We start from the raw sequence: 13,718 nt of genomic DNA on the forward strand, positions 1-13,718 counted from the left end.
TCTTCTATGCTATTACTTCATTATCGTAATGGATTTCATAATATCGTCAATCGCCGGTGCATTCTTAGAATCGGCATCACAGGCGACGAGAATGACCCAGGTAGCATTTCCATGGGAGAATCCCATCAGTTGTGCCTTCATCCGTTTATCCTCTACAGTAAACGTATAGGTCTGCTTCACGGCGTGTTCCCCGGAAACACTGGCCGCTTCTTGTTGGGCTGATATGTTTTCTGCATCGATGCTGCTTAAAATAGCCTGGGAAGCCCGTTCGATATTTTCACTGAGCGTATTCCCCAGGGCCTGCCCATTGGTCAGGTGCAAGTCGCTGTACATCTGTCCCGAATCAATACTGACCGTAAAGATTCCGATATGCAGCCCCTGGTTAATTTCTCCATAAAAACGCTGTCCCTTCAGGTATCGCTGTGTCAGTGGATCCAATGTGACGGGCAGGGGCAGTTCATGGGCATTACCGGGCAGGGCAATCGTAATCTGGGAATCGATGCCATCAATGCGTTTTTCAGTCAGGTTGACTGTATGACCGCATCCGGCCAGAAACAGTGCCATGATAAAAGCCGTACATAAGAACAACCAGGTTTTCTTCAATGGTAAAATCATAAGTCACCTCTTATAAAATCAGGTAAAGGTAAGATAGCCCAGGTGGACCAGGAAGTAGAACATGGGATAAAACAGAAATATGTAAAAGGCCGTCGTCGTAATAAAGGCAGACATGGCCAGATTGACATTGAGATTATACAAGCGCACGGCAAAGAGGGAAAAGATAGCCGTCGGCATCGACATGAGAATCATGAGCGTCCCGATGAGGACAGGGTCGGTAAAGCAAAACCGGCTCAGAACGTAACAGATGGCCGGCGTCACCAGCAGCTTGATCGGCACAAGATCAAAGGTCTTCTTATAATACCGGGGAAACGCTGAAAATTCTATCATGAACCCAATCGGTACCAGTCCGGACCAGGCCCCGATATGAATCAGCCCCTGAAAGGCATAATCCAGTATCTGTGGTCTGGGAATCCCGAGAGCACAAAGTGCAATACCCAGAGCCATGCCGACGACAGGCATCTGATTCCAGTTGATAAAGACTTTACGCCAGTTCAGAGAGACCAGACTGAGATGGCCGCCCGCTTCGGCACTGTATTTATAATAGGCACCCAGCGGAAATGCAATGAAAAAAGTGATAAAGTTCTGGAATACAGCCGTCAGCTGGGCATAGGCAAAGCCCCGTTCACCATACAGGATATAGCCGCATAAACCGCCCAACGTCCCCAGATTTGTCAGGAGCGCCGCCAGGATGTAACTGCCCTGATCGGCCATAGAAGTGAATTTGCGCTGCCGGTGAAAGAGAAAAATGACCCCTACAGGTATAAATGCATTGAGTACCATGAAGACAGGCAGCAGCATGAGATGCGGTTTAATCGGAAGAACCCAGAACGTCAGCGTCGTCAGCAGTGTTGTGATGATAGTGATGTTGACGCGGATAAGGATATTACATTGTTTTTCATCCAGCCACCGTTTCTGCCGGCACGCATACCCGGCTGCCATAGGCAGGACCACATCGATAAATAAAAAAATGATACGGATACCAACTTCCCCCAAGAGTTATTTCCTTCTTTCTTCTCTCTATATCTTAATACATCTTATCGTCTGGCTTTTTTGAACGCCTCAGCCATAGAAAACGTAAGCGGTTCGGATGAGGCCGTCACTTCTATGATAGAATCCATAACTTTGCGAAATTCTTCTTTTTTCTTGGACAGCATGTATAATTTTGCCGTATTGCGGGCATCCCACAATGCGTCATGCATCTGACCATCAAAAGGTTCCCCCGTCGTTTCGATTGCCTTATCCAGAGAAATGATATTATCCAGTCCCAGCAGATTGCAGTATATCTGCTGAAAATTCTGCCAGTGCCCCAGCATCCAGGATACGCGGTCTGCCTGGGTATTGATTTTTTTCAGGCGCATTTCATTATGGAGCTGGCGCCAGTCATTTTCACTCCAGGCATACATTTCATAGTCATTTTCGCCGGTTTCATTGCACCAGTCCAGAAACCGCCGGAATACCGGTACGAACGTATCGGCCTGACGAAGCATATCCATAGTGATTCCCGTCAGCTCCTGACAGGTCTCATCCATTTCTGTCGCATATTTGGGCAGGACATATTCTTTGAAACTGCTGATTTCCTGTGCCTGTTCATCGAGTTTGACCGCACCTATTTCGATGATTTCTCCCGGGCAGATTTTTCGTATCTGCCGCCGCTCCTTGCTGATGGGATTCATTTCAAAATCCACGAATACTAATTTCATGATGGTCATCCTATCTCTCATTCACTCTAATTTAAAGGCTTATCATGTAATTATACCACAAGTCCCCGCCCTTTCACACGGTAATTCGCAAAGCAAAAACATTCTGTGACACAAGACAAAAACTCCTGCCAGATGGTGCTGGCAGGAGTTTTTGTCTTGTGATACTGAAAGAGGATAGTGATGTATCAGTCTTCCCATTTCCACTGGGATACTTCCGGTAAATCAACGCCCTTGTCATGAATGTATTGCTTGTGTTCAACGAGTTTGTCATTCATTTTCTGGAATAGGTAAGCCCCCCGGTTTCCAAGGTTCGGGAGTCGTTTCAGAGCGCTGCGGACGAGGTGGAAACGGTCAACGTTATTTTGTACGCGCACGTCGAACGGTGTCGTTATGGTACCTTCTTCGCGATAACCGCAGACATGCATGAGACGGTTATTATGACGGTGATAAGTCAGTTCATGGACCAGTTTGGGATAGCCATGGAAGTTGAAAATGACCGGTTTGTCTTTGGTAAAGAGCATATCGTATTCGACATCGGTCAGACCATGGGGATGTTCCGTCTGAGGCAGGAGTTTGAACAGGTCTACGACATTGATGAAGCGGATTTTCAATTCTGGCAGTTCTTTCCGCAGAATCGATACGGCAGCCAGTGCTTCCAGTGTCGGCGTTTCACCGGCGCAGGCAAATACGATGTCCGGGTCCTGTCCCTGGTCATTGGAAGCCCAGTCCCAGATGCCGATACCCTGGGTGCAGTGTTTGACAGCTTCTTCCATAGACAGCCATTGCGGACGGGGATGTTTGCTGGCAATGATGACATTGACAAAGTTCTGGGTGCGCAGGCATGTATCCATAGTTGCCAGGAGGCAGTTCGTATCAGGCGGCAGGAAAATGCGGACGACATCAGCGTTTTTATTGGCCATATGATCCATGAAGCCGGGATCCTGATGGGTGAATCCATTGTGGTCCTGCTGCCAGACCGTCGAACACATCATGAGGTTCAGGGAGGCAATGCTGTGTCTCCACGGAAGCTGATTGCATACTTTCAGCCATTTTGCATGCTGGGCAGCCATAGAATCGACAATACGCGAGAAGGCTTCATAGGTGTCAAAGAAGCCGTGGCGGCCCGTCAGGAGATATCCTTCCAGCCAGCCTTCACACATGTGTTCCGACAGCATGGAATCCATGACCCGGCCAGACGGAGACAGGTGGTCGTCTTCTGCCGTTGCCTGTACATTCCAGTCTCTGTTTTCTACATCAAAGACGGCCTGGAAACGGTTGGAGTTGTTTTCGTCAGGAGAGAAAATCCGGAAGTTTTTCGCATCGTCATTCAGTTTGAAAATGTCGCGGATATACGGTCCGAGATTCTGCGTATCCTGGCTGTCTTTTTCTCCGTGACTTCCAATGTCAAAAGCGTAGTCCCGGAAGTCAGGCAGGCGCAGTTCCCGGTACAGGATGCCTCCATTGGCATGGGGATTCATACCGATACGGCGGTCGCCTTCCGGAGCCAGTGCCCGCAGTTCGGGCAGCAGTTTACCTGTTTCATCAAATAATTCTTCTGCATGATAACTATGGAGCCAGTCCGAAAGGAGCTGCAGATGTTCCGGCTTGTCCATGGCAATCGGTACCTGATGGGCCAGGAAATTTCCTTCAATGCGTTTGCCATCGACTACTTTCGGGCCGGTCCATCCTTTCGGCGTGCGCAGGATGACCATAGGCCATACGGGACGTGTGGCATCGTTCTGCTGCCGGGCATGATTGTGGATTTCTTTAATCCGGGCAATGACGGTATCCATCGTATCTGCCATCAGACGGTGCATCGTCATAGGATCGTCGCCTTCGACGAAGTATGGTTCCCAGCCACAGCCATGGAAGAAATCGACTAATTCCTGGTGGGACATGCGGCCAAAGATGGTCGGATTGGCAATTTTATATCCGTTCAGATTGAGAATAGGCAGTACAACACCGTCTGTAATCGGATTGATGAATTTATTGCACTGCCAGGACGTAGCAAGCGGTCCTGTTTCGGCTTCGCCGTCACCTACGACAGTAGCGGCAATCAGGTCGGGGTTGTCAAAAATAGCGCCGCATGCATGGGCAATCGAATAGCCTAGTTCGCCGCCTTCATGGATGGAACCCGGCGTTTCCGGTGCACAGTGGCTGGGCACGCCGCCTGGGAAGGAAAACTGTTTGAACAGTTTCTGCATCCCTGCTTCATCCTGAGAAATATTCGGATAGATTTCACTATACGATCCATCCAGATAATCGTTGGCAATAAAGAAATTTCCGCCATGACCCGGCCCGGATAATAAAATCAAATCCAGGTCATACAGTTTAATCAGACGGTTCATATGGACGAATACAAAATTCTGTGCCGGTACAGTTCCCCAATGGCCGACAATTTTCTTTTTAATCATGTCCGGTGTGAGTGGCTTTTTGAGGAGCGGGTTATCCAATAAATACAGCTGGCAGGCTGACAGATAATTGGCAGCGCGCCAAAACTTGTTCATTTTTTCCAGATAGGCATTACTTGCTGGTATTTCATTCGTTACCATTTCAGTCATGTTATCCTTCCTTTCTGAATCCTCAGGTACGTCATTTCTGATTACGGCTATATTTTAACATCCTATGTTCAACATTGCAAGTAATATTTCTTGTAATAATCATAAAAAAAGGATAATCCGCTTTGCATAAAATGGTATTGGCCGTGAATCTGGCAAAAAGAAAAAAAATAATAATGGGAGCTGCCGCACGATTACGTGCGACAGCTCCCACTATCTTTCATACAGATTTAACTATTTTGACCATCAGACTTCTGTAGCCAGTCTCTTATAGAATTTATACCGCTTCATAGCAGCTGCTTCGGCTTCTGTAAAGAGCTGATCGGCTACTTCCGGGAAGGTACGTGTCAATGCAGCGTACCGTGTTTCGCCCATCAGGAATTCACGATATTTACCGTTCGGTTCTTTGGAATCGAGGCTGAACGGATTCTTGCCTTCTGCTTCCAGAGCCGGATTGTACCGGTACAGCGGCCAGTAACCACATTCGACGGCTTTCTTTTCTTCCATCTGTGCTGTGCTCATGCCCTTTACGAGGCCGTGATTGATGCACGGGCTGTAAGCCAGGACAATGGACGGGCCATCATAGGCTTCCGCTTCTTTGAGGGCTTTCAGCATCTGGGCCGGGTTGGCACCCATGGAGACAGAAGCAACATAAATGTGACCATAGCCAATCATGATACGGCCCAGGTCCTTCTTATTGGTACGGCGGCCGGCAGCAGCAAACTGTGCCACAGCACCTTTTGGCGTAGCTTTGGAGGACTGACCACCCGTATTGGCATATACTTCGTTATCGATGACGAGGACGTTGAAGTTTTCCGTCGTTGCCATGATATGATCCAGACCACCATAGCCGATATCATAAGCCCAGCCATCGCCGCCGACGATCCAGACGGTCTTCTTGCCGATATGTTCTTTGTGAGCCAGGAGATAAGCTACTTCTTCGCCAGCTTTGCCTGCAAGCTGTGCTTTTTCCAGTTCAGCAATCAGGTCTGCGCTGATCTGTTTTGTCGTTTCCCCTTCATTGTGGCAGCCATAGGAATCGAGCCATTTCTGGATAGCCGCTTTGAGCGAACCTTCATCGATGAGGCCGGCCAGTGCTTCCAGGTGATTCTTCACATCTTCACGCTGCTGATGGAGCGCCAGATACATGCCGAAACCAAATTCGCCATTATCTTCGAACAGGGAGTTCGTCCATGCAGTCCCTTTGCCATTCTTATCTTTTGTCCACGGGATGCACGGCAGTGCAGCAGCCCATGCCTGCATACAGCCAGCCGGTGTAGCAATGTAGAGACGGTCGCCATAGAGCTGGGTCAGCAGTTTGACATACGGTGTTTCACCACAGCCTGCGCATGCGCCGGAGAATTCCAGGTACGGCAGTTTGAACTGGCTGCCTTTGACGCTGAATTTATCGAGACCTGTATCTTTGATGCTGACAGTCTGGGCATAATCCCAGTTTGCCGCTTCTTTACGCTGGGAATCGAGCGGTGCAAAGGAGAGGGCCTGTACCGGGCAGGTCTTAATGCAGGAACCGCAGCTGTAGCAGTCAAGCGGAGATACCTGAACGCGGAATTCGTATTTTTCAAGGCCTTTACCAACGGCTTTCTTCGTTACAAAGCCTTCAGGAGCCGATTTTACTTCACTTTCATCGAGGAGGTACGGGCGGATGGCGGCATGCGGGCAGACCAGAGAACACTGGTTGCACTGTACGCATTTCGTAACATCCCATACAGGGACATTGGTAGCAATGCCACGTTTTTCATAAGCCGCGCTGCCTACCGGATAATCGCCGTTTGCATAAGGCAGGAATTCACTGACCGGCAGGTCGTCACCTTTCTGCAGGTTGGACGGAATGCAGATTCTCTTGACGAAATCAGGCAGATCTTTCGTCATATCTTCGACGGCTTCGTCTTTCGCCGTAGCCCATGCTTCCGGAACCTTGATTTCAACAACACCGGATACACCGCGTTCTACAGCTTCACAGTTCATGTTGACAATCTTTTCGCCTTTGGCCGAATAGGTATTGACGATGGCTTCTTTCATGTATTTGACGGCATCGTCGATAGGAATGATATTGGCCAGTTTGAAGAATGCGGCCTGCAGTACCGTATTGGTACGGTTGCCCAGACCAATTTCAGCAGCAATCTTCGTCGCATCAATGGTATAGAACTTAATATGTTTATTAGCAATCTGGCGTTTAACGCTTGCTTTCAGGTGGGTTTCCAGGGCTGCCTGATCCCAGCTGCAGTTGAGAAGGAAGATGCCGCCGTCTTTAATTTCACCAACGATATCGTAATCTTTAATATACGCTTCTTTATGACATGCTACAAAGTCAGCCGATTTGACATAATAGGTCGAACGGATCGGGCGGTTGCCAAAACGCAGATGAGACTTCGTAACGCCACCGGATTTCTTTGTATCATATTCGAAATAAGCCTGAACGTACTGGTCCGTATTATCCCCGATAATCTTGATGGAGTTCTTGTTGGCACCAACCGTACCATCGGAACCGAAGCCCCAGAACTTGCAGCTGATAATGCCGTCGGTCTTGATATCCATCGGTACGAGAGGAATGGACAGATTCGTTACGTCATCATTGATACCTACGGTGAAATGCTGTTTCGGGCTGTCGCTCATGAGATGGACAAATACAGATTTGATATGGGAAGGCGGTACGTCCTTCGAGGACAGGCCATAACGGCCGGCAATAATCATCGGATTGCGGTCCGAATTCTGGAATGCCGTACATACATCTTCATACAGCGGTTCGCCGATTGCACCCGGTTCCTTCGTGCGGTCCAGGACAGCAATGCGTTTCACTGTCTTCGGCATAGCCGCAAAGAAATGTTTCAGCGAGAACGGACGGTAGAGATGTACCTGTACATACCCTACTTTCTGGCCTTCTGCCGTCATAGCATCGATACATTCTTCAATAGCGCCCGTTACGGAGCCCATAGCTACGATAACGTATTCTGCGTCGGGAGCGCCATAGTAGTTGAACAATTTGTATGTGCGGCCTGTAAATTCGCTGATCTTATCCATGTAATCCTGAACGATATCAGGCAGTTTGTCATAGTAAGAGTTGACCGCTTCACGGTTCTGGAAGAAGATATCCGGATTGTTGACGCCGCCACGCATAGTCGGATGATCCGGGTTCAATGCTTCGTGTTTGAATTTATAGAGGGCATCGCGGTCCAGCAGTTTGTCTAATTCTTCATAGGGCATAACTTCGACTTTCTGGATTTCGTGGGATGTACGGAAACCATCGAAGAAATGCATCATCGGCAGGCTGGCTTTAATAGCAGAAAGATGTGCTACGCCGGCAAGATCCATGACTTCCTGGACACTGCCGCTGCAGAGCATGCCCCAGCCAGTATTACGGCAGCCCATGACATCAGAATGATCCCCGAAAATAGAAAGGGCATGAGACCCTACGGAGCGGGCAGCTACATGGAGTACAGCCGGTTTGCATGTTGCGGCAATACGGTGCATGACAGGAATCATGAGCATCAGGCCCTGGGAAGCCGTATAGGAAGTACCCAGAGAACCTGCTTCAACGAGGCCATGCAAGGCGCCGACAGCCCCGGCTTCAGCCTGCATTTCCATAACCCGGACCGGCTGGCCGAAGAGGTTCTTTTTACCATGAGCGGCCCATACATCCACGTGTTCCGGCATAGGGGAAGACGGAGTAATCGGGAAAATTGTTGCAACTTCTGTCAGTGCATACGATACATATGCGGCAGCTTCGTTACCATCCATTGTTTTCATCAATTTTTCTGTCACTTTAAACATCTCCTTGAGAAATAAAATGAGAAAAATAATAGTAGACAATACAAGCGCTTACAATTACAGAGGTTATTTAAACGTTTAATCTCTCTACTCTTATTATAGCAAGCTGAATTTATTTTTCAATTCATTTGCATAAATAGCACTATTCAGTATAGTCTATTGCGTTTCAAGCATGAGTATTGCATTTTGGGCATACTAAATATAAGCAAAATTCATCCTAAAATGGTATGGTTTCCCATCTGGTACATCCAGAATAAATTCACTTCATAATTAAAAATATTATCTGATTGGCCGTATACGGAAAGAAACTTCTATAAAAATGATATCATAGATAGTATAATAAAGCTATCCAAAGTTTATGTATACATAGTAAGAAAATGTAAATACCGTGTATACAGCTATGTACATTTATGAAATTTCTTATATACTATACGTAGCGTATGTGTATGAGGTGAAAAAATGAAAAAGATTCCTATAGCGGCGGCCTTATGTCTTATGGCCAGCCTGTTCATGGCCGGATGCGGAAATCAGCAGCAGCCGGCACCGTCACAGAACCAGCAGCAACAGCAACCGGTTCAGATAGATGCCGCCTCAGAGGCACTCTTTGAAAAAGGACTGTCTGCCTACCAGCAATTCCAGTACGATCAGGCCATTTCCCTGTATGACCAGGCTCTTGCCAAAGATAAAGCGAATTATAAAGCGCTCTCCGGCAAAGGGATTGCCCTGGCCATGCGCGGCAACGGCGTAAATCAAAAAGACGTCCGTCAGGGTATTTCTCTCATCCGGCAGGCATTGGAGCTGGCACCGGATTACGTCCCGTCCTTTTATGACCTGGCACTGGCCCTGAAAATCGATAAGCAATACGACGAATCGATTACCTGGTTCCAGAAAGTCATCGACAACGAACCGGATAATACGTGGAGTTATTATGGCATCGCTACCATTTACGGTGATCAGGGAAATGCAGAAAAAGCCGTTTTATATCTGAAAAAAGCCGCTGCCATCGATAAAGAAAACGTAAAAGAAGCGGCACGCAGCCAGTCTCATTTCGACCGTATACGCAGCACCCGCGCATTTCAGGATTTCATGAACCAGTAAGGAGGCTTTACGATGGAAAGAACCGATATGATGCACATCATGTATGACAAAAAAGGGCCGGCTGTCGCCAGGAACTTTGAAAAAAGAGGATTTGCCGCCTGGTACTGTCCGAACTGCAAGGAAGCCCTTGCCAAAGCCATTTCGCTGATTCCCAAAGAGGATATCGTTTCCTGGGGCGGATCCCGCTCTATCGACGATATCGGGCTTCACGCTTATGTACAGGCCCACTACAAAGTCATCGACCGCGATACGGCAAAGACACCAGAGGAACGGGTCGAACTCATGCGTAAAGCACTGTTATGTGATACCTTTCTCATGGGGACCAATGCTGCTGTCCAGGACGGGGAATTACTGAACATCGATGGTAATGGCAACCGCGTAGCAGCCCTTTCCTACGGTCCCCGTCAGGTTCTGGTCATCGCCGGCATGAACAAAGTCGTGCCGACACTGGATGCCGCCCTTGCCCGGGCCCGCTCGACAGCGTCTGCCATCAATATCAACCGTTTTGCCGGTTCAAAAACGCCCTGCTACCTGACCGGCATGTGTGCAGACTGTAAAGGACAGGATACGGTATGCCGTCAGATACTGCGTACCCGTGCCTGCAATCCTGCAGGGCGCATCAAAATTATTTTCGTAGGTGAAAACATCGGCTTTTAGCCTATGTCACAATATATATTTGAGGAGGAGTCACTATGGATCGTTCTGATATGATGCACATCATGTATGATAAGAAAGGACCGGCCGTTGCCAAAAATTTTGAAAAACGCGGGTTTGCCGCCTGGTATTGTCCCACCAAAGAAGAAGCCCTTGCCAAAGCGGTATCGCTGATTCCGGAAACGGACGTCGTTTCCTGGGGCGGTTCCACATCGATTGTCGAAATGGGATTGTATGATTACGTCAAAGCCCATAACCCGGTTCTCGACCGTGATACGGCAAAAACTCCGGAAGAACGGATGGAAATCATGCGCAAAGGCCTGACCTGCGATACATTCATCATGGGCACCAATGCCGCCACCCAGGACGGACAGCTCTATAACATAGACGGCAATGGCAACCGTACGGCCGCCCTCATATTCGGGCCGAAACAGGTCATCGTCATCGTCGGCATGAATAAAGTAGAACCGACCCTTGAAGCCGCTATCTCCCGTGCCCGCTCGACAGCAGCCACGATAAACGCCCAGCGCTTTGGCATCCCTACGCCATGCAACGCCAATGGCATGTGTGCTGACTGTCTCAGCCCGAAGAGTATCTGCAACCAGATGGTCCGGACCCGCCGCAACAGCGGACCTCAGGGCCGTATCAAAATTATCCTCGTCGGAGAAAATTTAGGGTATTGATACTGCTGATTCCCTTCGCCAGAAAAATCAGGATGTATAACAGCAAAAAAACTGGAACAAAATGACATAAAGTCATTCTGTTCCAGTTTTTTTATATACTGAGACGCGTGCATCAATACGCTTCTTCTGCAATTTCACACAGGATGTGGCCCATCATGATATGCATTTCCTGCGTACGGGCCGTCACCCTGGATGGAACGGCCAGGCAGACATCACACAGATCCGCCATTTTTCCGCCACCTATGCCGGTAAAGCCGATGACCTTCATCTGCTTCTTACGAGCCGCCTCGATAGCGGCAATGACGTTTTTGCTATTTCCCGATGTGGAAATACCGACCAGCACGTCTCCGTCATTGCCCAGTCCTTCTACCTGTCTGCTGAATACCGTATCATATCCGTAATCATTGGCTACCGCCGTAAGGACCGATGTATCCACGGTCAATGCCAGTGCAGGCAGACTGGGCCGTTCTTTCTGGAACCGGCCGACGATTTCCGCTGCCAGATGCTGGGAATCAGCTGCACTGCCGCCATTGCCACAGAATAAAATTTTGTGACCGCGAGCCAGCGCATCCCGGATGAGAATACCGGCTCTTTCTATATCGGAAGCCAGTGCTTTTGTCGCAGCCAGGACGGCTGCATGATCTGCCATACGTTGTTCAACCAGATTCATAATCTGCCTCCTCTATTTCTTTTCTCCATCAGTAATCACGAACCGGACAGCCCCTGTATCGGGATGGATGACAGCCCCATGGAAATGGATTCCACCGGGTAAATAGGGATTACGCTGCAGGTTGCGTACTGTGACCCGGACCGATTCCTCACTGTCGCAGATAGGATCTGCCCATGCCATGAGCCGCGGTTCGACATCATCGATGATGTCAGGGGCAATGCCGGCATCAAACATTTTTTTGCAAAGGCTGGCTGCCGTCGTATGGAGCATGCCGCAGTCTTCATGACCGACGACGATGATGTCCGTCACATGAAGTTCATAGACGGCCACCATCAGACTGCCAATGACACTGTCAAAGGTGCGGCCTGCCGTATTGCCGGCTACTTTAATGATTTTGGCTTCGCCTCGTTTCAATCCCATAGCAGGTTCAAGGAAATCCAGGAGACGCGTATCCATACAGGTAAGGATGGCGACGTTGCGGGACGGATATTTGCTCACTTGCGCCAGGCCGCCATCTTTATGTTCTTCTACAAATGCTGCATTTGCTTTTTCAATCTGCTGTGTCAGTTCTGACATACTGGCCTCCTTATCCTTTCTCCACTTCTTCCATCATGTGTTTAGCCCGGATATATTCGTCAATACCGGCAGCGGTACGTTTACCTTCGCGCATAGCCAGTACGACTGTTTTCGGTTTGTGTACGACATCACCGGCAGCGAATATACCACGCCGGCTGGTCATGCCGTACGGGATATTACGGGATTCAATATAGCCGTCTTCTGTCGCTTCGGCACCAAAAGCCTGGATGATGTCCATTTCTGGTTTATTGCCAATGGCAGCAATAATTTTATTTGCCGGCACAATTTCAAATTCTCCTGTCGGCACCATCGTCCCGTCTTCCAGGATTTTCTGTTTTTCTATTTTAAGCCCTTCTACATGATCTGTTCCGGTAACGGCACGGGGAGCCGAATAGAACTGGAACTGAATTCCTTCTTCTTTAGCTTCCTCATATTCCGAAGGGAGACATTTCATATTCTTTTCGCCCCGGCGGTATACGATTTTCACGTTCGCTTTCAGACGCAGAGCTGTCCGGGCCGCATCAATGGCCACATTTCCGGCGCCGACGACTAGAACCGTATCCCCCGGTTTGACCGGCAGCTTAGATAACGGTTCTTCGCCAAGCTGTACCTGTTCCACCTGATACAGGAACTGGGCTGCATCAATCACTCCGGATAAATGGTCATTTTCGACTCCCAGTTTCCAACCTTCCATAGTGCCGACGGCAATAAATACGGCGTCAAAATGCTCAGCCAGTTCATCGAGGGAAATATCTCGGCCCACTTTGGTTTCATACCGTATGGTAACGCCCAGCTGCTCCAGCCGTTCTACTTCCCGGAGAACATATTCTTTATGAAGCCGGAACGTAGGGATGCCGTAGGTGAGCGTCCCGCCCGGCTGGGTGGAACTTTCAAAAATCGTTACACCATAGTCCATGCGGGCCAGGTCCTGCGCTGCTGCCAGGCCAGCAGGGCCGCTGCCGACAATGGCAACCGTCCCATTACATTTCTTGCTGGGCACGTCATCGAGGACATGATTGTCAAGGACCAGATCGGCCACGAACCGTTCCAGTTTCCCGATTTCTATATGCTTTCCTTTTTTGCCCAGCACACAGGATCCTTCACATTGTGTTTCTCTGGGGCAGATACGGCCGCACAGTGCGGGGAAATCACTGCGGTGATAAATATATTCGGCAGCCGCGCCAAAATTTCCCTGTGCAACTTCATGAATGAACTGAGGTATTTCATTTTCTATGGGGCAGCCATTGCGGCACTGGGGCACACGGCAGTTGAGACAGCGTTTCGCTTCGGCTACGGCCTCAGACATAGTATAGTCACGGTCAGAAATAGGTTCTTCATGAAAAAAAGCCAGCGGATTCTTTTCTTTTGGGGACAT

The 13,718-nt window shown here is 49.0% G+C and carries 11 protein-coding genes; 3 read left to right on the top strand and 8 right to left on the bottom strand.

Features of this window, described 5'->3' with window-relative positions; genetic code table 11:
• Positions 1-12: 12 nt before the first annotated feature.
• The 5 genes from DW949_RS02030 to nifJ all read right to left on the bottom strand — a co-directional run bounded on the left by DW949_RS02030 (position 13) and on the right by nifJ (position 8,656).
• On the bottom strand, positions 13-615 hold the full coding sequence (locus DW949_RS02030; RefSeq protein WP_118021596.1) for a hypothetical protein: 603 nt from the start codon (positions 613-615) through the stop codon (positions 13-15).
• Positions 616-633: 18 nt separating this feature from the next.
• Complete coding sequence (locus tag DW949_RS02035) at positions 634-1,611, bottom strand: AEC family transporter (protein ID WP_118021597.1); 978 nt, start codon at positions 1,609-1,611, stop codon at positions 634-636.
• A 41-nt stretch (positions 1,612-1,652) separates the two neighbouring features.
• A complete protein-coding gene (locus tag DW949_RS02040) occupies positions 1,653-2,318 on the bottom strand; it encodes a 3'-5' exonuclease (protein WP_118021651.1) in 666 nt (221 codons plus the stop codon).
• Positions 2,319-2,503: 185 nt separating this feature from the next.
• Positions 2,504-4,879, bottom strand: a complete 2,376-nt coding sequence (locus DW949_RS02045; RefSeq protein ID WP_118021598.1) for a phosphoketolase — start codon at positions 4,877-4,879, stop codon at positions 2,504-2,506.
• Between the two features lie 243 nt (positions 4,880-5,122).
• On the bottom strand, positions 5,123-8,656 hold the full coding sequence (gene nifJ / locus DW949_RS02050) for a pyruvate:ferredoxin (flavodoxin) oxidoreductase (RefSeq protein ID WP_118021599.1): 3,534 nt from the start codon (positions 8,654-8,656) through the stop codon (positions 5,123-5,125).
• Between the two features lie 465 nt (positions 8,657-9,121).
• Between nifJ and DW949_RS02055 the strand changes: the two genes are divergently transcribed.
• Genes DW949_RS02055 through DW949_RS02065 form a run of 3 tightly spaced genes read left to right on the top strand, consistent with a single transcriptional unit; the run spans position 9,122 to position 11,097 of the window.
• Complete coding sequence (locus DW949_RS02055) at positions 9,122-9,760, top strand: tetratricopeptide repeat protein (RefSeq protein WP_118021600.1); 639 nt, start codon at positions 9,122-9,124, stop codon at positions 9,758-9,760.
• Positions 9,761-9,772: 12 nt separating this feature from the next.
• Complete coding sequence (locus DW949_RS02060; protein WP_118021601.1) at positions 9,773-10,417, top strand: lactate utilization protein; 645 nt, start codon at positions 9,773-9,775, stop codon at positions 10,415-10,417.
• A gap of 35 nt (positions 10,418-10,452) precedes the next feature.
• Positions 10,453-11,097, top strand: a complete 645-nt coding sequence (locus tag DW949_RS02065) for a lactate utilization protein (RefSeq protein WP_118021602.1) — start codon at positions 10,453-10,455, stop codon at positions 11,095-11,097.
• Positions 11,098-11,209: 112 nt separating this feature from the next.
• On the opposite strand, the gene gmhA is transcribed toward DW949_RS02065, so the two are convergent.
• Genes gmhA through DW949_RS02080 form a run of 3 tightly spaced genes read right to left on the bottom strand, consistent with a single transcriptional unit; the run spans position 11,210 to position 13,718 of the window.
• Positions 11,210-11,767, bottom strand: coding sequence for a D-sedoheptulose 7-phosphate isomerase (gmhA, locus tag DW949_RS02070; protein ID WP_118021603.1), 558 nt, complete (start codon positions 11,765-11,767; stop codon positions 11,210-11,212).
• A 12-nt stretch (positions 11,768-11,779) separates the two neighbouring features.
• Positions 11,780-12,343, bottom strand: a complete 564-nt coding sequence (locus DW949_RS02075; RefSeq protein ID WP_118021604.1) for a carbonic anhydrase — start codon at positions 12,341-12,343, stop codon at positions 11,780-11,782.
• Between the two features lie 10 nt (positions 12,344-12,353).
• Positions 12,354-13,718, bottom strand: a complete 1,365-nt coding sequence (locus DW949_RS02080) for an NAD(P)-dependent oxidoreductase (protein ID WP_118021605.1) — start codon at positions 13,716-13,718, stop codon at positions 12,354-12,356.

It is taken from the genome of Megasphaera sp. AM44-1BH (assembly GCF_003467125.1).
Classification (GTDB): Bacteria; Bacillota; Negativicutes; order Veillonellales; family Megasphaeraceae; genus Megasphaera.